Below are 25,105 nucleotides of genomic sequence, written 5' to 3' on the forward strand. Positions count from 1 at the left end.
AGCCGAGCCTTGGAGGAACAAATCACAATTGCCAAAATTATAGTCGTTATTAGGGTGTGTTGAGTTTGCTAAGCGACTGAGACCGCCTTTGCTGGAATTTGCTGCTGTGCTTCCAACTCGCGCACCAATGGCAATACTTTTTCACCGAAGTATTCGACTTCTTCAATAAAGTGTAAAAAGCCCGATAAGATTAAATCTACGCCTACACTTTTAAGTTCCACAATACGTTCGGCAATTTGTTGTGGAGTACCGATTAAATTGGTACGGAAACCATCGTTGTACTGAACTAAATCTTCAAAAGTTGATTTTGCCCAGTTGCCTTCGCCTTCTTGCGTGGCTGCACCTGCCTCACGGGTGGCATCACCAAAGGCATTTACTGCTTCTACATTGGCTTTATCAATGATTTCTTGCAAGACAGCTTTTGCTTCTTCTTCGGTATCGCGGGCAATAATAAAAGCATTGACCCCAACTTTGACTTGATGGTTGTTGGCTTTGGCTTTTTCACGGATATCATCAATTTGTTTTTTCAGCTCTTCAGGGGTGTTGCCATTGGTAAAGTACCAATCTGATACCCGTGAAGCCATATCGCGGGCTGCACGTGAACTACCACCTTGGAAAATTTCAATATGTGGTTTTTGTAGTGGTTTTGGGCTTAAGGTATAGTCTTTAAATTGATAGTACTTGCCATCAAAACTAAAGTTATTTTGTGTCCAAATGCCTTTTAAACTACGAATAAATTCTTCTGAGCGTGCATAGCGCTGATCGTGTTCAGGCCATTCTTCACCAATTGCATCAAACTCCCCACGGAACCAACCACTCACCACATTAATGGCAATACGGCCATTAGTGAGATGATCAATGGTTGCCAGCTGTTTCGCCGCCAGCGCGGGTTTCCATGGACCGGGTAAAATCGCTGCAATCACTTTGAGGCGCTCGGTCTTTGCCAATATGCCATGACTAAAACTCACAGACTCATGCTGATTTTCTGCATTGTAGCCAGCTGTAAAGCGGATTTGCGTTAAGGCATAATCGAAGCCACTTTTTTCAGCGGCTTGCGCTAAGCGCACGTTGTAGTCATAGCTCCAATCGGTGCGTTGTTCAATTTGGCTCACCACTAAGCCACCACTTACATTGGGAACCCAGTATGCAAATGTGATGTTCTGATTATTCTTTGACATGGCATATACCCTCGAATGAGCTCAAGATTAAGCGACGTGTGTCTTTGGTTTTTTATGATGTAAGCGCGCTTCAGCAGCATCTAAACTTGGAACAGCGGCTGAAGGCAGAACTTCGGCTTGTTCAATTTGTTTGTTAATACCTAAGTTCTGATTGGCTTGTTGAGATTTTTCTTTAACGGCTTCAGCACGAAGACCTTTGGCAGGTGCCCACTCAAGTACAGGTAAAGCACGTGCTACGGCTAAGGTAATACGCTCGCGCAGTAATTCGCTATGAATGGTGTATTCAGGTGTGAAGTCGCGATCTGTTGCATACACACCAATTGGCAGTGTCTGTGCTTGGAAGAAGCTAAACAATGGACGTAACTGGTGTTCGAGTACCAAAGCATGACGCTCTGAACCGCCAGATGCTGCCAGCAATACTGGTACATCGACCAATGCAGTTTGTTCTACAAAGTCAAAGAAGTGTTTGAATAATCCTGTAAATGAAGCGCGATAAACTGGTGTACCCACAATCAGCGCATCAGCAGCTTCTACGGCAGCCAAGTCATCTTGCACACGTTGGGGCAATTGATTACGGTAAATTGCGCCACCCAATAATTGGCCAATTTCACTAAATTTAATAAAGTGCACATTGATTGGTGTGGCATCTGCCAGTTCATCTAAAATCGCTTGAACCAAAGCTTCAGTTTTTGAAGGATTATTGAGACCACCTGATACAGCAACAATATTGAGTGGTTTTTGTAGATTTACATTTGACATTTTTTAACCTGAAAATGGGTTAGCTCGGAATAACAATCATTAAGGCCGATCAGGCTAATTTCTGTAAAATAAGGAAAAGACGAAAAGTTATCTGTTTTTGAGATATAAGTTTTTATGGTATTTATAGCCAGATAAATACCTATTAATTAGTTGAAATTTAAATTTATATTTTTAGCTACTAAGTATTTTCATGTGCTTGATAAAATTTATAAAAAAAAAAGATTAGAAATGCAGATTTAGAGAAATTGAAGAAAAGTAGATAAATTCAGGTGAAAAAAAGCATATTCTTTTAAAAATAGTGAGTTCCTGCATATCCTAAATAGAGCTTGTGTGGTTAGAATAGGGCTATTGTGCACAAGATCTCTCACGCTGCTTATGAATATTTTAATCGTTGATGATCACCCATTGTTTCGTCATGCTTTAATTCAGGCTGTTCGTTATAGTCTACCGCAGGCTCAAATTCATGAGACTGCTGCAGTCAATGAATTTTATGAACGTTTAGAAAGTGGCGCAGAGCCAGATCTTGTTTTACTGGATTTAAATTTACCCGGTGCTTCAGGTTTTTCTGCTTTGGTGCATGTCCGTGCACAGTATCCAGCAATTCCAATTATCGTGGTCTCTGCACATGAAGAATCTTCGATTATTCATCGTGCGATTGCACATGGTGCAATGGGCTATATTCCAAAATCAGCGCATCCAAGCCATATTGGTGAAGCAATTCGTCAAGTTTTGGAAGGTGATATCTGGTTACCGCCAAACTTGCCAAGTAGTACTGCATTTGACCCGCGTGCGGCAGATGAAACCGCATTAGCAGAACGTATTCAATCACTGACGCCTCAACAGTTCCGTGTATTGATGATGGTGGCAGAAGGTTTGCTCAACAAACAAATTGCCTATGAGCTCGATGTTTCAGAAGCGACCATTAAAGCGCATGTGACAGCCATTTTCCGTAAATTGGGGGTACAAAATCGTACTCAAGCGGTATTGGCTATTAATGCGTTAAATATTGAAGATAAAAAAATGTAAGGCTGTTTGATGGTGTGAAGCGTGCGCGTACTTTCGCACATGCAGCCAACAAGGCACTGATAAAAAAAGACCTCATCCGAGGTCTTTTTTTATAGGTTCAGTGTGGCTAGCGCAGTCTAAATCAGGGCTCGCTTAAACCACATAATTTTGTTTTGGATTTAAGTCCGTACAAAACAGTGGATTTAAGGCACATTGTAGTTCTTCAATTTGTTCATCCGTCACATAGCCCTTACTTTTTAAGTAAGCCGCCACATGGTCATCGCGTAGGCTTAAAAAGGCTGCATCATATACACCCAAGTCTACAAAGAGCGCGGCCGTTTCGAGGCTATTAAAACGATCAAGATAAACATCTTGGCCTTGCATGAGGAAAATATGGTCTTGTTTGGAATTAATATCGACATCTAAATAGCCCGCCAACTCAAAAGGCGAAGTCTTAATAAACAGTAAGTCAGATAATTCATCAAACTGTGTGGTATCTATTTGGTTAAGGCCAGTTTTCACTTTGCCCAGCCATGCTTTAAACACCAATACGGCACCACCACGCAGTAACATACTCCAAATTTGATGATGTACTGCTGTAGGTAAATGTTTTGATTCGGCCTGTAAGCGTGCTAACAGCGCTTGTTCTTGCTCGGCCAAACGATCAAACAAACCTAAACCTTGTGGTTTATAGGCAGCCGGTGTAAATACATCAAAATTAAGTTCTTCAAATACTTGTAGTGCTAGGGGAACAGCACTTTGATACAGCACTTCAAGTGCTTGTACTTGTTCTGGTGCTAAGCTGCTGTGATCAAAAACTTCAGTCCAGCTAATTTCGGGGAGTAGTGCATTGGCACCGTATTGGCGATGAAATTGCTGTGTTTGGGCTAAACCTTGTGCTAGATCTTTGGACATGTCCATAGCGAAATTCCTCTGAATGGGATGAGCCTGATATTAAGCTGAACAGTGAGCAAAAAATGAGGCCGTTGTTTACTTGTGTTTTGAGCTTTTTATTGTTTAAAAAAAATACGACTAAAGTATTAAAAATAACAAAATTTACAAAAAATAATTGCTTAAACAATCACTTAAAAAATTGTAAGTAAGTGTACAACTGTTCACTTAAAATGAAGTTATATTTCGCCATAGGTAAATAGATTTTGATATTTTTGGTCAATTAATCTGTTTGTGTTTGCATGTTTTTTGAGCTTTTATGCACATTTGCATAAAACTCCAGCCAATCGTCGAGATGATTACATCGTGATAATCAAAAAAGCCTATTTCAGAGGATTGAAATAGGCCTTGATGACGCGAAATTTTCAGCTTAATCAGCGCTGGAAATTTTTAAGCCAGACAGCCAAGAACGTAAAGATGCAGGTTTCAGCGGTTTTTTCAGCAATACAATATTGTGCTCTTTGAGGCGCTGCGGTAATTCTGGATCAGAGTCCGCCGTAATCAGCGCAGTCGGGACATTTTCTTGGCGGTTATTCAAGATAAAGTCGAGTCCGATCTTACCATTATTTAAATGCTGATCGACCAACCAAACTTGAATATTTTCTTGTTCAATCATGGCCAAAGCTTGCTCGGGTTCTGTGGCTTTAAAGACTTGATAACCCCATTTGGTCAGTAAGGTCGACATTCCTTCCAAAATGGTTTCATCGTTGTCTAAGCATAAAATTTTATAGGCTTTGGTACGTAGTGGTACTGCTTGTACAGGGGCAGCCACCACTTTAGGTGCTTCAACCAAAGGCACTTCAATCATAAAGCATGAGCCTTTGCCCAAATCTGAATACACATGCACAGGGTAGTCGAGTAAGCTGGTCATCCGTTGGACAATCGCCAAGCCCAGACCTAAGCCTTGCTCACCCCAAGGTGAGGTATGGCCACAGCGCTCAAACTCTTGGAAGAGTTTGATGCGTTGTTCTTCTGCAATCCCAGGGCCAGTGTCCCACACCCCAATACGAATATGCTGTGGCTGAGTGCTCGAGCGTAATACGCCGACCACCACGCGCCCACGCGCGGTATAGCGCAGTGCATTACTCACAAAGTTTTGAATAATCCGTCGAATCCATTGTGGGTCTGTGTCAATCCAGAATTGAACATCATGCACTTTAAACTGAATGCCACGTTGCGCTGCGATCGATTTAAACTGTAATTCTAAATCGCTGAGTAAGTCATGCAACGGGTAAGCTTGACGCTTCGGCTGAATCGTACCGCCTTCTAGGCGTGCAATATCAAGTAAAGCCGACAGCATGCTTTCTGCACCGTGTAGGGCGCGATCAAGCTGTTGTAGGGTGCGACGGTCTTCATCATTTTGCACACTTTGCTCTAAGGCTGTACTAAATAAGCGAGCTGCATGCATCGGTTGTAATAAGTCATGGCTGGCCGCTGCAATAAAGCGACTTTTCGACATATTGGCTTTATCGGCCACTTCACGTGCCAATTGTTGTTCAGATAGTGCATCCGCCAATTGTTGAGTACGATCTTGTACACGTGCTTCAAGTACAGCTTCGTTTTCACGGAATGCGGTAATATCAGCAAAAGTCGTCACAAAGCCACCACCTTCAATTGGATTACCGCGCATCTGAATGACACGACCATCTTTACGAATCCGTTCAAATTCATGCGAACTGCCGACTTGCATCCAATGAATTCGCTTACGGACGTGTTCTTCAATCGAACCAGGACCACATTCACCGCGCTCGGCGTTATAACGAATCAGGTCTGAAATTGGGCAACCAACATAGACAATATCTTTTGGATAATCAAAAAGCTTGAGATATTGGTTATTCCATGCCACCAAACACATATTTTCATCGACCACGCTCACCCCTTGGGTCATGTGGTCAATCATGGTCATGATGAGGTTTTGGTTAAAGCGCTGCCACTGTGAAGCTTGGTCTAAAATATTGGCCACCTGACCTAAAGCCAGACCGTTGTTGACCATCGCTGTGGTCAGCAAAGTACGGGCAGAGGCCGCGCCAATCGTACCCGCAAGATATTGCTCGGTAAAACGCCACCACATGCCATTGGCACTACTGTTTTCATTGAGGGTGACATTGTTTTGCGTACAGAATTGTTGGAAGGCACGTAGGGTAGGACCCTCACCAGTAATTCGTTTTGCGAGTGTCAATAGATCACCGACTTTTAAGCGTGCAACGTCGTGGTGTAAATAATTAATATCACTAGAAGCATTGTGCGACGGCAGTGGCTTGGTTTCGTAATAGAAAAAGCTTTCGGCCTGAATTTGCTCGGCAATGCTTGGACGGAAAATACGAGATACCCAAATATACAACAGGATGTTCAGACCTAAGGCCCAGACCACACCATGCGTAAGCGGATCAAAAGACTCAAAACCGAGTAAGGCTTCAGGACGTAACCAGTTAATGCCAAAGGGGCCATCTTGAATAATTTGTTGGCTTAACGCTTCAAAGGGTGCAGGCAAACTGCGTAAAACAGTTGGAAATAATAAGGTATAGGCCCACATGGCAAAGCCAGTGAGCAGACCTGCATACACGCCTTGTTTACTACCACCACGCCAATATAAGCCACCAATCAGTGCAGGTGCGAACTGCGCAACTGCACTAAAGGCCAAGAGACCAAATACAGACAGTTGATCAATATCATTGAAGAAATGGAAGAACAAAAAGCCCAACAGCATCACGGCTAAAATACATACGCGACGGGTAAATTTTAGTACCAGTGGCAAGCGTTTATCGTGACGAGCCAAAATGTTGGTGCGCCAAAGTGCAGGCATAATCAAGTCATTGCTGAGCATGATTGATAAAGCAACAGAGGACACCAATAGCATACCTGTTGAGGCAGAAAAGCCCCCTAAGAAGGCCAGTAGCGTTAACCAATCTTGACTATAGCTCAGTGGTAAAGACAGTACAGCAACATCTGGAATTGCTAAATACGCAGGGGCTGCATGTAAGGCCCAGCTGGCAATTGGAATAATAGCAATAGTAGTTAAAATCAGATACACGGCAAACCAACGGCGTGCCCCACGAATATGCTTTTCATCACGGAGTTCGACCACGGCCACATGAAACTGACGTGGTAAACAAATAATGGCCAAGGCTGCCAATAAAGTTTGTACCCAAAAACTTTCAGGTACGCCAAACATTTGCACTTCTTTAAACGTAATGCTGATGTCTTGACTAATTTGATGCAAATTTTCGGGTGCTTCAAACATAAAGAAGGCTGCTACAGCCAATAGTGCAAAAAGCTTCACAAATGACTCAAAGGCCACAGCCAGCATGAGGCCACCATGTTGCTCGGTGTTGGCAATTTGTCGTGTGCCAAAGATCATGGCTAAAATGGCCAAAATTCCTGTGAGGAACAGTACTCCATTGGTGGTTGAGGCAATGCCACCTGCAGTCGGTTCTAAAATGACAGCTGCACTGAGAGCAATTGCACGAAGTTGCAATGCCAAATAAGGAATAATCGCAATGACGGCTAAAATGGTGACTAAGGACGCCAAGGGGCCACTTTTACCATAACGCGCTGCCACAAAGTCGGCAATCGATGAAATTGCATGGTGTTGGCGTACACGTCCTAAACGGCGCCAAATGTCATAACCTACCGCAACAAACAGCAGTGGCCCTAAATAAATAGGCAAGAAAATAATGCCTTCACGCACCGCCGCACCCGTCGCACCATAAAAAGTCCATGACGAGCAATAAACGCCTAAGGTTAAGCTAAACAGCAACATACGCCCGCGTGTGCTGAGGCGACTGGCATGCTTTTCACCAAAAAAGGCGCAAATAAAAAGTAATGCGATATAAAGGGCGAGCACCCCAATAATGAGCCAACTGTTCATATTGTCTGCAGCAGATAAATCATGGCTTTATCATACCGCATCTGCTCAGCTCCCATTGAAAATGGTCAAAATTTAACGACCAAAGTCTAAATTACAGCAGCCCTAGAAGCTTGTTACTTTGTGCAGGTAATAATTCGAATTAAAAAAAGTTAACACCCAAGGTCGGGTGTCAGGAGTGTAATTATGGATGAAGTTCAGGTTGAACGCATTCTGCAAAATCCAAAATTTAAAGAGATGGTGCGCAGGAAAAGTAATCTTAGTTGGACACTAACGATCATCATGTTAGTGGTTTATGTCGGTTTCATGTTGCTGGTTGGCTACAACAAAGAATTTCTAATGACATCTGTGAGTGGTGGTGTCACCACGATTGGTATGCCATTAGGACTGAGCATTATTGTGTTGTCTTTTCTTTTGTGTGGCGTGTATTCGTACATTGCCAACAACAAACTAGACCAATTAAACGAAGAAGCAATGCGAGAAGTTGAGGCGATTGCGAAGGAAAAAGGACCGCACTAAGATGAAATGGAATTCATTGAAAGCGCAGGCGTTGGCTGTTCCAGCCCTGCTCATGTCGAGTGTTGCTATGGCTGGCCCAGATTTGGGTGAGGCACAGCAACAAGCAACCAACTGGCATGCAATCATCATGTTTGCAATTTTTGTTGGTTTAACGCTCTTCATTACCAAATGGGCAGCCAAGCAAACCACCAATACTGCAGATTTCTATACAGCAGGTGGCGGGATCTCAGGTTTCCAAAATGGTTTAGCGATTGCGGGTGACTATATGTCAGCTGCGTCATTCTTGGGTATTTCGGCAATGGTGTTCAGCTCAGGCTTTGATGGCTTGCTGTACTCATTGGGCTTTATGGTGGGCTGGCCAATTGTATTGTTCTTGGTGGCTGAACGTTTACGTAACTTGGGTAAATTCAACTTATCAGACGTTGTGTCATTTCGCTTAGCTGAAAAACCAGTACGTACCTTGGCAGCGGTGAGTTCACTTGTTGTTGTTGCATTTTATTTAATTGCGCAAATGGTTGGTGCAGGCCAGTTAATCAAACTACTCTTTGGTTTGAACTACAATATTGCGGTGGTGATCGTTGGCCTTCTCATGATGGCTTATGTTATCTTCGGTGGTATGTTGGCAACAACATGGGTTCAAATTATTAAAGCCGTGATGTTATTGTCTGGTGCTACTTTCATGGCATTTATGGTCATGAAAGGCGTGGGCTTTAGCTTCTCTGAAATGTTCACTCAGTCGATCCAAGTATTTGCAAAAGTGCATGAGATTACGCTGTCTGAAGCATCAAATATTATGGGCCCTGGTAAATTAGCGGCCAATCCAATTGATGCGATTTCATTAGGCTTAGCACTCATGTTTGGTACAGCTGGTTTACCGCACATTCTTATGCGTTTCTTCACGGTAAAAGACGCGAAAGAAGCACGTAAATCTGTGGTTGTCGCAACAGGCTTTATTGGTTACTTCTACCTATTAACCTTCATCATTGGTTTTGGTGCGATTCTTTATGTATCAAACAACCCACAATTCATTGATGTTGCAAAAATGGCAGTTACTGGCAAGTTAGAACTTGTGGGTGGTAACAACATGGCAGCCGTACACCTTGCAGATGCAGTGGGTGGTGACTTGTTCATGGGCTTTATTTCAGCAGTTGCATTTGCCACAATTCTTGCAGTTGTTGCGGGCTTGACACTGTCAGGTGCGTCAGCAATTTCTCATGACTTGTATGCGAACGTATTAAAAAAAGGTCAAACAACACCTGAATCTGAACTACGCATGTCTAAAATTGCCACTTTAGGTCTAGCAATTTTTGCCATGATTTTGGGTATTTTGTTCGAAAAACAAAACGTTGCATTCATGGTGGGTTTAGCATTCTCTGTTGCTGCCTGTGCAAACTTCCCAGTGCTTGTACTCTCTATGTTCTGGAGAGGCTTAACAACGCGTGGCGCAGTGATTGGCGGCTTGGTGGGTCTAATTACTGCTGTTGTATTGATTATTCTGTCTAAAGCAGTTTGGGTAGATACTTTGGCTATTTCAGAAACTGCGGTGAACCCATTCAATGGTCCAGCAATTTTTGCAATGCCTTTGGCGTTTATCTGCTGCTGGTTGTTCTCTGTAACGGATAACTCAGCACAAGCGCAAGCAGAACGTAAAGCATTTGATGCTCAGTATGTACGTTCACAAACAGGTATGGGTATCTCTGGTGCTTCAGATCACTAATCTGAACACCTTAAAAAAGCCCCTAGTGAGGGGCTTTTTTATTGCGAAAAGGAATGTCTATACGCTCAAGGTAATTTATATTTTGCAGGACTGATAATGATGTCTTTCCAAGCTTTTGTCACATTATCTTCGAGCGTACCTGTGCCTGCCTGCGCATAGTAAGTTGCATTATCTTTGTTTGTTAAGGCAGTCAATGTCAGGTAACGGGTGCTGTCATTTTTAAATTGAATTTTGAGTTTTCCAAGTGTAGGGTAAGTGTTTCCTGCTAATGTGCTCCAATCAGAATCTTGATCGAAGCTAACGGCATACAGTATCTGACCGTCTTTATCTGTGACTGTAAGTTCTCCAGAAGCTTTATTGATAAATGCTGAGCTGGTTTCGGTATTTTTCAGGATAAAGTTTTTGAAATAGAATTTATTTCCAGTTGCTTCAGAGCTAATGACTAAATCATTTGTACTATGTGTCTCAGTATTTGCACTGTCTTTAATATTCAGCGTGCCATTCGCAGTGAATACAGCATCATCAACATCAATTTTTAAGTTACCCAGTTTGGTATTCAAGCCAGTACTGCTTTCTGGATCTCCAGATTCACTAAAGGAGCCAGATAAGCCTTTAAAGGATGAGCCTGCATCATAGGGCACTGTACACTCTTTTGTTAAAGTAAAAGTGCTACCAGATATGACTGTTTTTTTATAACAGTCTAAATTATCTGCTTCATCATCAAGCATATATTCCTGTAGATAGAACAGTCGGTCAATTAAGCCATTATTGAGTGTTTCAGCTGTAATGGCATGAAGAAAAAATGCTGCAATCTCCTGTGCTTCAATTTTTTCTTTATCGCTGGTTGGGTCGCTCGGAGTAACAGGTATAGTAGGGAGTGAAGGATTGCTTGGAGCGGGCTGTTCTGAGTCTGTGCTGGAATTGTTGCCATCGTTGCTGGAGCTTCCGCATCCACTTAGAGAAAAGCTTGCGCCAATAAATGCTGCCAAAAGTAGTTTTTTATTCATAGCCGTACCCTGAATTATTTTTTATGAATATTAAGTTTTATTAAATAAATAGATAAAAAACAAATAAAGAGGATTAATAGGGTGAAAAAGGGCAAAATTTTCATGAGATATTGATAAATAAATATATTATCTGTAGATAACAAGTGTTCTCATTTTAGTTTGACATGCATTGAATTTTTTAGAAAAAATAATCAATTTTCTTGTATTGCATATTGATGCTATGAATCAATTTATGAAATTTATCATGTAAATATTTATTGATAAAGATGAACATAATTCTTTTCATCCAAAGCAATATAATAAAGCTTCTTGAATTTTTTGGAGAAATGGTGCCTATTGGCAAACAGCAGTATCAATTTTTATATAAAGAATCAGCGATCCAGATGGCAGTGGATATTGATGCGATGAAAAACAAAAAGGATAAAGTGTTTATGCGGGCATTTATTGATTTTTGGAAAGGCTTTCGCTTGTTGCCTTCGGCTTGGTTGTTACTCACACAATTTGTGATTTTAATACTCACAGCTTTTGCCCGTGAAAGTTCATCATTTCGCGCTTTATTGTGGGTCATGGGCGTATTGGTGTTATTGATTATTGCCAAAGTCATTCGACAAACTCCAATGTTTACAATTTTAGGGCTGAGTTTTGTCGGATGTGCGGTGCTATTTTCAACCCTAATTATATTAGGGGTAAATGATCCAAATATTCAGATCATTGCTCATGCATTTGAAGCTTGTGCTTACTTGAGTACGGCTTATGGTGTAGTACGTTATATGTTTTCGGACCGTTACTTAACCAAAGATGAACTCTTTGCAGCGGGTACTGTTTTTACTTTAATTGCATGGGCTTTTGCTTTCTTATATAGCATTTGTCAGTTAATTTATCCCGATAGTTTTATGAACCCAACTAAGCCAGGCTTACAGTCTTGGCTTGATCTCTTATTCTTGAGTTTTAGCTTACAGTCAGCGACAGGTTTGTCTGATTTAATGCCGATGAGCGCGCCAGCACGTGTATTGGCGATGCTACAAATGTTTTGTGGAGTAATGTACTTGGCCTTGGTGGTGTCACGTCTCATTGCTTTACAGTACATTGCCTATTTGCCGGATCATAATCGAAAACAATCAGATGATCATAAACCATAAAAAAGGACGCATACAGCGTCCTTTTTTTGATTCAGATTCTAAAATGAATTAGAAACGGAATTTTGCATTTACGCCAACAGTTTGAGTATCTGTTTTCGCGTTGTTTGTAGCATTAACGTTTACATAGTCAACACCAACAGCAACAGCTGGAGTGATGAAGTAGTTTACGTTCGCGCCCCAAGCTTCTTTGTTGTCCACAGCGCCGTTAGCTTGTGCATAAGAAGCACCTACGCTTAGAGCTGGGTTGATGTATAAATCAGTTTTTAAGCCGTAAGCATTTTTTTCAGCAAACAAAGCGTTAGTTTCGAAACCGATCGCCATGTTAGTACCGTCAATCGCGCCAACGTATTTAGTACGTGCAGTGATCGCGTCTTGGTCTTGACCAATTGTTTTTTGTTCTTGAGCAGCTTGAGCTACGCCATTCGCAAGAATACCGAATGCATCGTAAGCAACTTGGTTAGGAGCGCTTGTATAACCTAAAGCAACTAAGAAGTTAGGCGCAACTACAGCACCAAGTTCTACAGAGAAACGGTCGCCGTGGTCGTCAGCTTTGTGATCTTTGTTGTCAATAATTGTGTTGCTGTAAGATGCGCTAGCATATACAGGAACATATTTAGTTGGAACGTAAGCTTCAGCTTTAGCACCAATTGTGTGAGTGTTTTGGTCAGCAATACCATTTACATCGTATTCGCCGTAGTTATACGCCAAAGATGCATTTGAAGCTTGGTTTAAGAATGCTGCTTCAGCCAATGGACCTTTAGAAGAGTCAACATTTTTGAAATAGTAAGTACCTTGTACAGCACCTGTGAAGTTTTTGCTATTTACAGTGTTGTCGATGTATTCTGATTGACCTTGTACTTCTACTTGGTACGCTTGTGCACCGGTCATGGCTAATAATAAAGCAGAGGCTAAACCGAGTTTTTTCATGAGAATTACCAGTTATGTTACTAATGGATTAAACATTGAGCATTGTATTGTAACAATTTATTAAGTCAATGATCTTAAAAGCAATTAAATTCATGAAAAGTATTTTGTTTGTTTTTTGATCAAAAAGAAGTTTTTCTATAAAATAATGTCAACCAATTAAAAAAATGATTCATAACAATGCACTCAGTGCGCTCTACAGCACATTGATAGAAAAAAAATGCCCAGAAATAAGTCATTTATTAATTGTAAAAAGCGATTAAAATCAAAATAAACTAAGTAAATTTCAATTGTTCAAAAAATAAACCAAATGAAAATAGTGCGTATAAATGAGTAAATAATGTGACTTGGTGTTGTTTAAAATAGTCAAAAAAAACGGAATGGTATAAAAAATAGACACTAGTTGGTAAATAATGTGATTTAATATGCATAAGTGTTACAATTTGGTGTTGTATTTCAATCCTTACTGAATTAATATACTTTACAAGTTCTACGATTATTATCATAATTGAAAGATCGAATACGACATTGTTTATTAAAATGTTGTGATTGGATTCTCCATAAATGATTTATTTTATATGCCCAGCTTTCCCCAAGGTTGGGCTTTTTTTTGTCTTATTTTTCAATTTTAGCTTACGACTCTGCTGTGCGAATAAATGATAAAAATGCCTGAAGAAGGCAAGGCATAAAATATTCCTTTTATATTTTATGCATCAATATGGTGCGTTTATTGTATGTTAAAAACCAGCTAAACTTTTTAAATGGCAAAAAAAATCCCAGTTTTGAAACAAAACTGGGATTTTTACGCCAAAATTTGCGGGAAAACTAAAAAATCTGCTGAGGAATTAATTAGATTGCCCTAATGCGGTGCATTATGCACTAATTTGTAGCGTGTGTAAATATTTTCTATGCAATGTACATAAAAAACTCTATCTGAATTAAAAAAATCAGGAGTTTATTGCTCAATTGTGGCTTAATTTTTTGGAAACTATGTATTCGATTGCTATAATTGAGTAAAAATACAGCTGTATTATATTGTCGATCAAAATAACTTTATTTTTCGACATAGCCAGAACGAAAGTAAACTTAAGGTATGGGTTATGCATGAATTGCGTTCTGAGCATTTAAGCAAACGTTTAAATTTAGCGATGCTCATTGTCGTGGTTTCTGTGCTCATGTTGGCATTGCCACTCATTATCCAAAGTTATCAGCGCTATCAAAAAAATGCAGTCGCGCTTTCTGAAATGCAAAGTTTAAAAGCGGTGGCAGAACTCGCTAATTTGATTTCATCTGAGCGTGGTCCAGCCAACAGTGCAATGTCGAGTACAAGAGCAGAATTGCAGACACACCGTTTGGCTTTAAATACACGACGTGCAGAAGTCGATCAGGCTCTGCAACGGACATTAGTGACCTTGAAGCAGTCGCAGAATGAGATCGGAACACAAAAAATAGTGTCACAATTGGTGCCAGCATTGAAGCATGGTCGCGATGCTGTTGATGCTTATATTGATTTACCCATAGAGCAACGTTCATCGGTTCAATTGAACCATGCCATTCGTACCATGTTTAGTGTATGGGATGAAAGCTATGATATTTTGCAGTCACTGGTAGATCATTCCCACGGACAAGAAACAGCCAGCTCACATTACTATCCACTGATTTTATTGCTTGCCGATTTGCGTGATCAGGCAGGTCGATCGGCTTCAAATATTATTGCGGCTGTGGCATTTAATGAAAGTATTCCTGAAGATGATTTGGCCAGATCATTGCAGACACAACGCCAAAGTCGATATTTGTGGAAGTTGATTGATGTGATTCATCCCAATAACGCGCAGAGTGCTGAATTTACGCGTTTGCATCAGCAAGTCAAAACTCGGTTTTTAGACCAAGGTTTACCTTTGGTCGATGGCCTATTATTTAATAGCTTGCATCATGAGCCTTATACGCTAAGTAGTATTGAACTAACACAGAAAATTGTGGGCCACTTTCGTTCTGTGGTGGAATTACAAAACTACATTTTAGACAGCAGTGTATTACAGGCAGAAGCTGAGTTAAATGCAGCGCGAACTAAATTGTTATACACCTTAGTGTCGGTCTTTTTATGTTTGGCTGCGGTCATTGTTACCATGATTTATGCCAAAAAATGGGTCTTTGCGCCTTTGATACATGCTCGACAGCAACTTTTTGATTTGGCACAAGATCAAGCAGAGCGTGGTAGCGCTTCGGCATCACATTCCGTCAGTTTATTTGATGCCATTTTTCATTTAAAACAGAAATTACAAGAACGTGATGCTTTGGAGTTTCAACTTAAGCACCACGCGTATACAGACTCGTTAACGGGTGTATCAAACCGTTTTGCTTTAATGAAATATGTGGCTTTGATTGAACAAAGTCATCAGAACTTTTCAAATCATTGCATGATTTTGTTTGATGTTGATAAGTTTAAAGCGGTGAATGATCAACATGGCCATGTTGTGGGGGATCGGGTGATTGAAGCAGTCGCTTTGACGATGAAAGATCATATCCGTGCAACAGATATGTTGGTGCGTTACGGTGGTGATGAGTTTTTAATTTTATTGGAACATGTGGATTTGGCTCAGGCTTTGCAGATTGCTGAAAAAGTTCGTTTGGCTGTTTTGGACATTATGCTTCAAGTTGGAAATTCAGCTCAGCCACTGACGGTGTCGGTGAGTGCAGGTGTGGCTACAGGTGAGCAGACATGGGTAGATTTATTAGAAAAAGCGGATGAGGCTTTGTTTCGTGCCAAGGTGAAAGGTCGAAATGTTGTTTCGGATTAAATGTTGTGTTGCTCGGTTTTACTTTTGATTGAGTGTGTTGGTGTTGCGCTAATTAAATTTTAGTGAAGATTCGTTTCAAGTATTAGTTCTAAGCATTCTCGATTTGCATTGGGGATTGAGTTTCCAATGCGTAGGATATTCCTACTCTTGAAAGCACAAAAGTAGACAAAATGCTTGTGTTTGGTTGAGAGTGCATCCGTGCTGTCCAAATTGAGTTTTATAAAAAAATAGAATGTCTGCACGTCCTTGTTTTACAATGTGATTGCTTTTCCATTTCGTAGAAAGTTCCTACTTTTGAAAGCACAAAAGTAGACAAAATGCTTGTGTTTGGTTGAGAGTGCATCCGTGCTGTCCAAATTGAGTTTTATAAAAAAATAGAATGTCTGCACATCCTTGTTTTACAATGTGATTGCTTTTCCATTTCGTAGAAAGTTCCTACTTTTGAAAGCACAAAAGTAGGCAAAATGCTTTTGTTTGACTGAGGGCACATCCGTGCTGCCCCAGTCAAACGGGCGACATCCATGTCGCTGTCATGTGATTGAATATTGTTACGAGTAAGTGTTTATGTAGAAATGGCTTTGTTTAAGCTGGTATAGAGTAATTTTCTTGTCTCTAAAATGTCAGCTCTAAATTGTGCTGTTGTTTCAATATTGACAGTACCATTTCTAAATAATGTATATGAATTAAACTTTCCAATGAGTTCGCCATAAACCCTTAATTTTTCTTGTTGTTCAATGTATCCATGTAAAAGTAGTAAACCTTCACTTTTACTCAGTAAATTGAAATCTTTAAAAAGTGTATTTCTAAGTGGATCAAGACGCTCAAATATTTTTTCTTGATCTATTTGAATTTTTTTAGCCTCATATTCAAAAATAGCCCACATTTTCAAAACAGTATGAGTGATTTCTTCAATATCAACAGAAATATTGGTCAATAATGTTCTATTAAATTGTAAATTTTCTTTAGTACTTGAAGCCGAGATATTTGCTTTTTGAATAAAGTAAGCGATGGCTCCTGTAATAAGTGCACCTAACCCAATTTTTACTGCTGTATCTAGTATTTCTAATAAAGTCATAAGAAGAAAAAACGGCGAATGAATCACCGTTTTATCATGGAATCTAAACATTTAAAATCCTCCCTTACGGAGCAATACTCCTAACCTTTCTCAAAGGAGAGAATCCCCCTCTTTTTAAAAGAGGGGCTAGGGGAGATTTTATTTAAGCATCGGCTTTAAGAATCTCGCTGTATGTGAAACCTTATTCTTCGCCACTTCTTCAGGCGTGCCTTCAGCCACAATCATACCGCCGCCTGAACCGCCCTCAGGGCCTAAGTCCACAATCCAGTCCGCGGTTTTAATCACATCCAAATTATGCTCAATCACCACAATGGTATTACCTTTATTGCGCAGTTCATGAAGAATGTCTAAGAGCTTGGCAATGTCATGGAAATGCAAACCAGTCGTTGGCTCATCTAGCACGTATAGGGTTTTACCCGTATCACGTTTTGCCAATTCACGCGCCAGTTTTACACGTTGTGCTTCACCGCCTGACAGCGTGGTTGCAGACTGACCCAAACGGATGTAGCCCAAGCCAACCTGATGCAAGGTTTCTAAACGACGGTGAATGACTGGAATTGCATCGAAGAAATGCATTGCATCTTCAACCGTCATATCCAGCACGTCTGAAATGTTTTTACCTTTATAGCCGACTTCCAAAGTTTCACGGTTATAGCGTTTGCCGTGGCAGGCATCGCAAGGCACATACATATCAGGCAAGAAATGCATGGCAACTTTAATCATGCCGTCGCCTTCACAGGCTTCACAGCGACCACCTTTTACGTTAAACGAGAAACGACCTGCCGCATAACCACGTGCTTTGGCTTCTTGGGTTTGTGCGAACAATTCACGAATCGGCGTAAACAAACCTGTATAAGTTGCAGGGTTCGAACGTGGGGTACGGCCAATTGGGCTTTGGTCAATATCCACGACTTTATCAAGGAATTGTAAACCATCAATCGAATCGAATTTTTCAGCAGTTAAAGTCGTTGCACCATTCAACTGTGTTGCCGCCAGCGGTAAAAGGGTACGGTTAATCAGTGTTGATTTACCTGAACCAGATACCCCCGTCACACAAGTCATAATGCCTAAAGGAATAGTCAGATCGACATTTTTTAGATTATGACCCGCAGCGCCCATCAACTTGATTTGTTCTTCAGGTTTTGGCGGTTGCACACGTGTTTTAGGCACTTCAATTTTCAGTTTGCCTGAAAGGTAATTGCCAGTCAGCGAGTTTTCATTTTTTAGAATTTCATCGTATGTGCCTTCGGCAATCACATGACCGCCATGAATCCCTGCGCCTGGGCCAATATCAATAATATGATCGGCTGCACGAATCGCATCTTCATCATGTTCAACCACTAAAACCGTGTTGCCTAAATCACGCAAGCGCACCAAAGTTTCGAGCAAACGGTCGTTATCACGTTGATGTAAACCAATAGAAGGCTCATCAAGCACATACATCACACCCATCAGGCCTGCACCAATTTGCGAAGCCAAACGAATACGCTGTGCCTCACCGCCAGAAAGGGTTTCTGCCGAGCGAGATAGGCTTAAATAATTCAAACCCACAGAGACAAGGAAGTGCAAACGCTCACGGATTTCTTTAAAAATCTTATCGGCAATTTCACCTTTAGCGCCTTCTAAATTCAGGTCTTGATAATAGTTTTCAGCATCGCCAATCGACATTTTAGTGATTTCGGCAATGGTTTTGTCTTTCACGCGTACATGGCGGGAAATTTCATTCAGACGTGAACCACCACAAGCATCACAAGCGGCATTAGAGAGATATTGTGCTAAATCTTCACGGACATAGTTACTTTCAGTTTCGCGGTAACGACGTTCCAGATGTGGCAAAATCCCTTCAAACGCTTGAACACGACTGTGCTTACGGCCACGTTCATCGATATAGCTCAGATCAACTTTTTCTTTGCCTGTGCCATACAAAAATTTCTTTTTGGTTTCCGCATCCAGTTCATTCCAAGGCGTATCCAGTGAGAAGCCAAAATGGGCAGCCACTTTTTCAATCATGCTGTAATAGTAAGGACGTTGACGATCCCAACCACGGATTGCCCCTTGGCTGATACTCACTTCATTATTGGGAATCAGTTTGTCAGCACTAAAATGACTACGAGTCCCTAAACCGTCACAAGTCGGGCATGCGCCAAATGGGTTGTTAAATGAAAACAGGCGTGGCTCTAACTCGGCAACAGCACGGTCACATTCAGGGCAAGAGTGTTTGGCTGAAAATACACGATCGTCTTGTTCGCCTTTCATCCAAGACAAAATGGCAATATCACCGCCTAAACGCAGCGCGGTTTCAAAACTTTCAGCAATACGGTTGCCTAAGTCATCACGGACTTTAAAGCGGTCAACCACCACTTCAATGGTGTGTTTTTTCTTTTTATCCAGTTCAGGAATTGGGTCGAGGTCAACAATTTCGCCATCGACACGGGCACGGACAAAACCTTGGCTTTGTAGCTGTTCAAATAAATTCGAATATTCACCTTTACGCTCACGTACCACAGGAGCAAGTAGCATTAAAGCTGTGCCTTCTTCTAAGCCTTTAACGGCATCGACCATTTCTGAGACGGTTTGCGCCACCATCGGCAGGTCATGTTCAGGACAGTAGGGCGTGCCGACACGGGCATACAGTAAACGCAAATAGTCGTAAATTTCTGTAATTGTGCCCACTGTTGAGCGTGGGTTGTGGCTGGTCGATTTCTGTTCAATGGCAATCGCAGGGCTTAAGCCTTCAATTGAGTCGACTTCAGGTTTTTCCATTTGCGAAAGGAATTGACGCGCATAAGCCGAAAGAGATTCCACATAACGGCGTTGACCTTCGGCATACAGGGTGTCAAAGGCAAGGGAAGATTTACCAGAACCCGAAAGCCCCGTAATCACCACGAATTTGTCGCGGGGAATATCAAGGTTCACATTTTTTAAATTATGGGTGCGTGCGCCTCGAATTCGGATATGGCTTTGGCTCATGAAATGATCCTAAAAAATTATTTTCAATACAGCTCTATATGATAGCGCATGAAAAATGTTCAAGTGTTATTCAGATGATTTTAAGGGTCAATTTATGTCGTTTTGCATGCAATTTTTCATATTTGGCCCAACTGTTGTATTGTAAAACGGCATAGGTGCTATGTAATGCTTCTATTGAATAAAAATAACGTGAATCAAGGAGTGTAAAGATGATACTCGGCCAATTGTGTATCGCATTAGTAGCAATCTTACATATTGGGTTTTTAGTGCTCGAAATGTTCTTATGGGATAAACCCTTGGGCATGAAAGTTTTTGGCAATACGCCACAAAAAGCACAACTGACCAAAGTACTTGCGCAAAATCAGGGTCTGTATAATGGTTTCTTGGCTGCAGGCTTGATTTGGTCAATTTGTGCAACAGACGCTTTTGCCATTTCATTGGCCAATTTCTTTTTGGGCTGTGTCATTGTGGCAGGCGTTTATGGGGCAATAACTGTCAGTAAAAAGATTTTATATGTTCAAGCCTTACCTGCGCTCATTGCATTGTTGGTGGTGAATGTTATGGCTTAAAACTTTCTACGCACCGAAACCTAAAAGGATGCTCATGTCCTATTTAGGCTTCAAATGATTTTAACAATCAGCGCGTAGATTAACAGGCACGTGAGTACGGGCGTTCAAAGATCGATTCGATTTCTTCAAAGGCTTGAGTTCTCGGAAGTTCGTGATGTGTACGTGCATAAAAATTAATTTCGTTTTCTAAGGTATTTAAAAATTGATTGTAGTCGGTTGCAAAATGATGCAAGTCGAGTAAATCCATCCGTTGTGACAAATGACATTGATATTGCTGAATAAACTGCAACATCAGTTTTTGAATATGAACATTAGTAAAATAAATTAAATAGGTGGCGGCAGAACCACAATGGGTACAGCCTTTTTCTAAATACACTTCTTCACTGTTGAGCCAGCAACATTGCAATGTAAAAAATGCGCGGATGGCTTCTGTGCCTAAATTATTTTGGTGCATTTCTTTTGCCTCGCAAGGATAAATGAAAAAATAAATTATTGAATGATAATTATTATCATTTATTTTGCATGATTTGTGACATAAAGTCTAATGCTGATGCATTATTTTTTATGCTAGCTCAAATCAGGCAATATGTTTAAAACTGGGTAACAAGCGTAGACTACGCTTTTTTAATCTTGAACGATGGGATGGGCGATGCTGTCTTTATTTTTGAAATGTGTCATGGGGGCGGGCGTCGTGCTCCTGATTTCTATTCTTTCAAAAAGTAAGGCATTTTATATTGCAGGCTTAGTCCCACTTTTTCCTACTTTTGCTTTAATTGCACATGTGATTGTCGCGCAAGAGCGGGGCAGTGAGGCTTTAGCTCAAACCGCTTTATTTGGTTTGTGGGCATTGATTCCTTATTTTGTGTATTTGCTGGTGGTGTATGTGTTGGCAACGCGAATGTCCGTACTCTCATGTTTGAGTCTGGCGACGCTATGCTGGATCGTCGTGGCGGCGGGCCTGATTTATGGCTGGAATACTTATATGGCGAATGTGTAGCGGATTGCAAAGTTCGATTATATTGAAGGCAAATGTGAAGCCCACGTTGTGAGCTTCGTATAAGTATTATTCTGCGGTTAAGCCTGGCCATTTGGCTTGTTGGTAGGCACTGTCCCAAAACAGCCATTCTAACTCGGCACCGCGGGTATAGGCCTGATGCATTTTTTCTAAAGTATCGGCATCACAACGACTGGCTACACGGTCAATGGTTGCTAATACATTATTGACGGCTTGGTTAAATTCCTCGCCTGCATAGGTGTCGATCCATGCTTGATAAGGGTTATTCGGCACAGAATGATGCACAATGTTTTTGCCTACTTCAGCATAAATCCAAAAACATGGCAGTAAGGATGCCAATACCACGGGATAGCTTTCAGACCATGCAGTTGCCGTTAAAAATGAGCAATAATGGTGGCAAGCAAGGCTCAGTGGCGTATTGGTAAAGTCTTCGGCACTAATGTGAAAATTTTGAAAGAAGCTATTGTGCATATCACGTTCAAATACGATGGCCAATTTGGCAGCTTCGGAAAATTGAATAATATCTTCAGCATCAAAAGCTTTGGCAGCACAGACTGCTAAGGCACGTCCATAGTTCACTAAATAATGTGCATCTTGAATAATATAATGGCAAAAGGCCCCTTGCTCGAGGCGACCCTGTGCAAGTTCTTGGTTAAATGGGTGTGCCAATATTTTTTCATACAGATTGAGATTGCGTTGCCAAAGGGCTTCAGAAAAACGCATGAACATGTCCTATTTAAGCATCGTGTGCCAAGAGTAATCGATAAAGCGCAAAACACGGTTGTTGTTTTGAAAAATAAGCAGGGTGGTCAGTGGTTTTTAAACATAAAAAGGCCATAATAAGCACATTTTATGGTGTTCTTGATTAAAAGCTCACGCAATAGTCAGGTCAAATAAAAGTGAAACACAGCAAAGAACTTAGCGATAAGCAGTAAATAACGAAACCTAAGTTTTTGTTATGACTAACTTTTATGTATTCAAATACTTGTTTTAGGTCGATTGAATTATGTGGAAACATTTTGGTTTCTCTATTGTATTTACAATCGTGTGTTTAGCGATTTCTGCATATTGGGGGTTCAACCACGGACCCAATGCAGGCGTACAAGCCATGATTACTGCACTGACCATTACTGCGATTTTGGCAGTGATGGAAGTGTCTTTATCTTTTGATAATGCTGTCGTCAATGCATCCGTCCTACGAGGTTGGGATCATTTTTGGAAAATGATTTTCTTGACGGTGGGTATTGTGATTGCCGTATTTGGTATGCGTTTGGTGTTCCCAATTGTAATTGTGGCAGTGACCGCAGATATGGGCATGCTTGAAGTGGTGAATATGGCGTTAAATGATCCAACGCACTATTCTGAAAAGTTGATGGCACATCATGCTGAAATTGCAGCCTTTGGTGGCGCATTCTTGCTGTTGGTATTTTTAAACTTCTTTTTGGATGAAGGCAAAGATACCCACTGGTTTAAGTGGATTGAACGTCGTTTAGCAAACTTGGCCAATGTTCCTGCAATGTCTGTGTTTATTGCATTGATTGCACTATTGATCATGGCAGCCAATGTGGATGAAAGCAAACGCTTAGTTGTGACGATGGCCGGTATTTGGGGCATCGTGATTTATATTGGCGTGCAAGTTTTAAGTCACTTATTGGGTGGCGAGCCAGAAGTAGATGAAAATGGCAATGCTATTGGTCATGACGCAAATGGTGCACCAACAGGTCTGATTAAAGCCGGCATTGGTGGCTTTATTTACCTTGAAGTTTTAGATGCATCATTTAGCTTTGACGGTGTGATTGGTGCATTTGCGATTACCTCAGATGTAGTCATCATTATGCTTGGTCTTGCCATTGGTGCGATGTTTGTACGTTCAATGACGATTTACTTGGTCGATAAAGGCACCTTGGATGCGTATATTTTCCTTGAACATGGTGCGCATTATGCGATTGGCGCCTTAGCATTTATTATGCTTGCAAGTGGTACAGGTGTACACATCCCAGAAGTGGTTACAGGCTTGATTGGTGTGGCATTTATTGTTTGGGCGGTCATCGCGTCAATTCAGTACAAAAAGCGTCAGGAACAACTCGGTTAAGTTTGATTTAAGAAAAACCAATACAATGAAAAGGGTGCAGTCATGCGCCCTTTTTTATTGCCCTTGAGTCATCAATACATCTGCATTGGTGGCAGGAATGATGTACGATAGTTGCACCAGTTTTCCTTTTAAATTTTCGCTTATTGATATGATGAATGCCTTAGAACGTCGCTCAACCTTTGCCCTAAGCAGTATTTTTGCATTGCGCATGTTGGGTTTGTTCATGATTATCCCCGTATTTTCAGTTGCGGGACAGTCTTATCAATATGCAACGCCTGCGCTGATTGGTTTGGCGGTCGGGGTGTATGGTTTAACCCAAGCGATTTTACAAATTCCATTTAGCTTAATTGCAGACCGCTATAGCCGTAAGCCTTTGGTGGTGATTGGTCTATTGCTTTTTGCTTTAGGTGGTGCTGTAGCGGCCATGTCTGAAACCATTTACGGTGTCATTATTGGTCGTGCGATTGCTGGCGGTGGTGCTGTATCAGCAGTGGTGATGGCGCTTTTGGCGGATGTCACTCGAGAGGAACAACGCACCAAAGCAATGGCGGTCATGGGGATGAGCATTGGCTTATCCTTTGTGGTGGCATTTAGCCTAGGGCCGTGGCTCACCAGCTTGGTGGGAATTTCAGGTCTATTCTGGGTCACAACTGTGATGGGCTTGGCTGCCATTTCTATGCTTTTGCTGGTGCCGAAAGTAACGCGTCATCATCGAAATTTTCAGCAAGGTTATCTCACACAGCTCAAAGAAGTACTCAAAATGCCAGACCTCAACCGTCTGCATGTATCGGTATTTTCATTGCATTTATTGCTCACAGCGATGTTTATTTATGTGCCATCGCAGCTGATTGATTTTGCAAAAATCCCGTTATCGAGTCATGGTTTGGTGTACTTGCCATTATTGGTTATTAGCCTATTTTTTGCATTCCCAAGTATTATTTTGGCGGAAAAATATCGCAAAATGCGCGGTATTTTTCTTACCGCCATTGGTGGGATTATTTTAGGCTTATTGGTGCTGATCTTTGGTTTTGAATCCAAATACATCTTGCTTACAGGCTTAGGTTTATTCTTTATCGCCTTTAATGTCATGGAAGCATTGTTACCGTCTTGGCTATCTAAAGCTGCGCCTATTCAGTCTAAAGCGACAGCAATGGGCGTGAATGCCAGTAGTCAGTTTTTGGGTGCTTTCTTTGGAGGCATGCTGGGTGGGCAGTTACTTCAAATGCAAAATACTGCGATGGGCTGGGGCATTTTGTCTGGGATCGCTATTCTTTGGCTATTGATTAGCTTTGGTTTGGCACAGCCACGCTATTTATCTTCAATGGTTTTTCGTTTGCCTGAGGGCAAAGAAACAGATGAATGGACTTCTCAGCTTTTAGCAATTCGTGGTATTGAAGAGGTCGTGGTAATGGCCGACCAGCAAGTGGCGTATGTGAAAGTCGATAAGCAGCTCATAGATGAGTCAGCGCGACAACACTTAACGCAGTTGTTCGGGAAAGAGCTAGCCATTTAAGCATAACTC

19 protein-coding genes are annotated in these 25,105 nt (G+C 41.3%); 9 read left to right on the forward strand and 10 right to left on the reverse strand.

The genetic code is table 11. From position 1 onward, the window contains the following. Positions 1–68: 68 nt before the first annotated feature. Both sfnG and msuE read right to left on the reverse strand, forming a co-directional pair. Positions 69–1,178, reverse strand: a complete 1,110-nt coding sequence (gene sfnG / locus HYG93_RS03235) for a dimethylsulfone monooxygenase SfnG (RefSeq protein WP_120367330.1) — start codon at positions 1,176–1,178, stop codon at positions 69–71. 27 nt (positions 1,179–1,205) lie between these two features. After that, positions 1,206–1,937: an FMN reductase gene (gene msuE / locus HYG93_RS03240; protein WP_106984222.1), complete on the reverse strand. Its 732-nt coding sequence runs from the start codon at positions 1,935–1,937 to the stop codon at positions 1,206–1,208. A gap of 375 nt (positions 1,938–2,312) precedes the next feature. On the opposite strand from msuE, the gene HYG93_RS03245 reads away from it, so the two are divergent. Continuing rightward, positions 2,313–2,963, forward strand: coding sequence for a response regulator transcription factor (locus HYG93_RS03245; protein ID WP_106984223.1), 651 nt, complete (start codon positions 2,313–2,315; stop codon positions 2,961–2,963). Positions 2,964–3,095: 132 nt separating this feature from the next. On the opposite strand, the gene HYG93_RS03250 is transcribed toward HYG93_RS03245, so the two are convergent. Then, positions 3,096–3,863 carry a hypothetical protein gene (locus HYG93_RS03250; RefSeq protein WP_117006587.1) on the reverse strand — a complete coding sequence of 256 codons (768 nt, stop codon included), beginning with the start codon at positions 3,861–3,863 and terminating at the stop codon, positions 3,096–3,098. Positions 3,864–4,263: 400 nt separating this feature from the next. After that, entirely contained in the window at positions 4,264–7,761 is a 3,498-nt protein-coding gene (locus HYG93_RS03255) for a PAS domain-containing hybrid sensor histidine kinase/response regulator (RefSeq protein ID WP_106984225.1), read from the reverse strand. Between the two features lie 183 nt (positions 7,762–7,944). Between HYG93_RS03255 and HYG93_RS03260 the strand changes: the two genes are divergently transcribed. Both HYG93_RS03260 and HYG93_RS03265 read left to right on the forward strand, forming a co-directional pair. Then, positions 7,945–8,277 (forward strand): DUF485 domain-containing protein, encoded by a 333-nt coding sequence (locus tag HYG93_RS03260; RefSeq protein WP_120364067.1) that lies wholly within the window; start codon positions 7,945–7,947, stop codon positions 8,275–8,277. A 1-nt stretch (position 8,278) separates the two neighbouring features. Continuing rightward, on the forward strand, positions 8,279–9,994 hold the full coding sequence (locus tag HYG93_RS03265) for a cation acetate symporter (protein ID WP_120365482.1): 1,716 nt from the start codon (positions 8,279–8,281) through the stop codon (positions 9,992–9,994). A gap of 65 nt (positions 9,995–10,059) precedes the next feature. Here the strand turns inward: HYG93_RS03265 and HYG93_RS03270 are convergent, their stop codons facing one another. Beyond that, positions 10,060–11,001, reverse strand: a complete 942-nt coding sequence (locus HYG93_RS03270; RefSeq protein ID WP_178961845.1) for a hypothetical protein — start codon at positions 10,999–11,001, stop codon at positions 10,060–10,062. A 431-nt stretch (positions 11,002–11,432) separates the two neighbouring features. Between HYG93_RS03270 and HYG93_RS03275 the strand changes: the two genes are divergently transcribed. After that, positions 11,433–12,140 carry an ion channel gene (locus HYG93_RS03275; protein WP_178961871.1) on the forward strand — a complete coding sequence of 236 codons (708 nt, stop codon included), beginning with the start codon at positions 11,433–11,435 and terminating at the stop codon, positions 12,138–12,140. 48 nt (positions 12,141–12,188) lie between these two features. Here the strand turns inward: HYG93_RS03275 and omp33-36 are convergent, their stop codons facing one another. Next, positions 12,189–13,067 (reverse strand): porin Omp33-36, encoded by an 879-nt coding sequence (gene omp33-36, locus HYG93_RS03280; protein ID WP_120364064.1) that lies wholly within the window; start codon positions 13,065–13,067, stop codon positions 12,189–12,191. Positions 13,068–14,164: 1,097 nt separating this feature from the next. Here omp33-36 and HYG93_RS03285 point away from each other — a divergent pair. After that, entirely contained in the window at positions 14,165–15,862 is a 1,698-nt protein-coding gene (locus tag HYG93_RS03285) for a GGDEF domain-containing protein (protein WP_256733377.1), read from the forward strand. A gap of 562 nt (positions 15,863–16,424) precedes the next feature. On the opposite strand, the gene HYG93_RS03290 is transcribed toward HYG93_RS03285, so the two are convergent. Together HYG93_RS03290 and uvrA are read right to left on the reverse strand one after the other, a co-directional pair. Further along, a complete protein-coding gene (locus HYG93_RS03290) occupies positions 16,425–16,988 on the reverse strand; it encodes a hypothetical protein (protein ID WP_117006592.1) in 564 nt (187 codons plus the stop codon). Positions 16,989–17,075: 87 nt separating this feature from the next. Further along, complete coding sequence (gene uvrA / locus HYG93_RS03295) at positions 17,076–19,907, reverse strand: excinuclease ABC subunit UvrA (protein WP_120365481.1); 2,832 nt, start codon at positions 19,905–19,907, stop codon at positions 17,076–17,078. Between the two features lie 209 nt (positions 19,908–20,116). On the opposite strand from uvrA, the gene HYG93_RS03300 reads away from it, so the two are divergent. Then, entirely contained in the window at positions 20,117–20,476 is a 360-nt protein-coding gene (locus tag HYG93_RS03300; RefSeq protein ID WP_218646761.1) for a DUF1304 domain-containing protein, read from the forward strand. Between the two features lie 79 nt (positions 20,477–20,555). Here HYG93_RS03300 and HYG93_RS03305 read toward each other — a convergent pair whose 3' ends face one another. Continuing rightward, positions 20,556–20,930: a hypothetical protein gene (locus HYG93_RS03305; RefSeq protein ID WP_106984232.1), complete on the reverse strand. Its 375-nt coding sequence runs from the start codon at positions 20,928–20,930 to the stop codon at positions 20,556–20,558. A gap of 195 nt (positions 20,931–21,125) precedes the next feature. Between HYG93_RS03305 and HYG93_RS03310 the strand changes: the two genes are divergently transcribed. Further along, positions 21,126–21,473 (forward strand): GlpM family protein, encoded by a 348-nt coding sequence (locus tag HYG93_RS03310; protein WP_106984233.1) that lies wholly within the window; start codon positions 21,126–21,128, stop codon positions 21,471–21,473. 66 nt (positions 21,474–21,539) lie between these two features. On the opposite strand, the gene tenA is transcribed toward HYG93_RS03310, so the two are convergent. Further along, positions 21,540–22,214, reverse strand: a complete 675-nt coding sequence (gene tenA / locus HYG93_RS03315; RefSeq protein WP_106984234.1) for a thiaminase II — start codon at positions 22,212–22,214, stop codon at positions 21,540–21,542. A 283-nt stretch (positions 22,215–22,497) separates the two neighbouring features. Between tenA and HYG93_RS03320 the strand changes: the two genes are divergently transcribed. Together HYG93_RS03320 and HYG93_RS03325 are read left to right on the forward strand one after the other, a co-directional pair. After that, entirely contained in the window at positions 22,498–23,583 is a 1,086-nt protein-coding gene (locus HYG93_RS03320) for a DUF475 domain-containing protein (protein ID WP_106984235.1), read from the forward strand. A 148-nt stretch (positions 23,584–23,731) separates the two neighbouring features. Continuing rightward, positions 23,732–25,096 carry an MFS transporter gene (locus tag HYG93_RS03325; RefSeq protein WP_106984303.1) on the forward strand — a complete coding sequence of 455 codons (1,365 nt, stop codon included), beginning with the start codon at positions 23,732–23,734 and terminating at the stop codon, positions 25,094–25,096. Positions 25,097–25,105: the final 9 nt, after the last annotated feature.

The organism is Acinetobacter sp. SwsAc6, from assembly GCF_013391565.1.
GTDB lineage: Bacteria > Pseudomonadota > Gammaproteobacteria > Pseudomonadales > Moraxellaceae > Acinetobacter > Acinetobacter cumulans.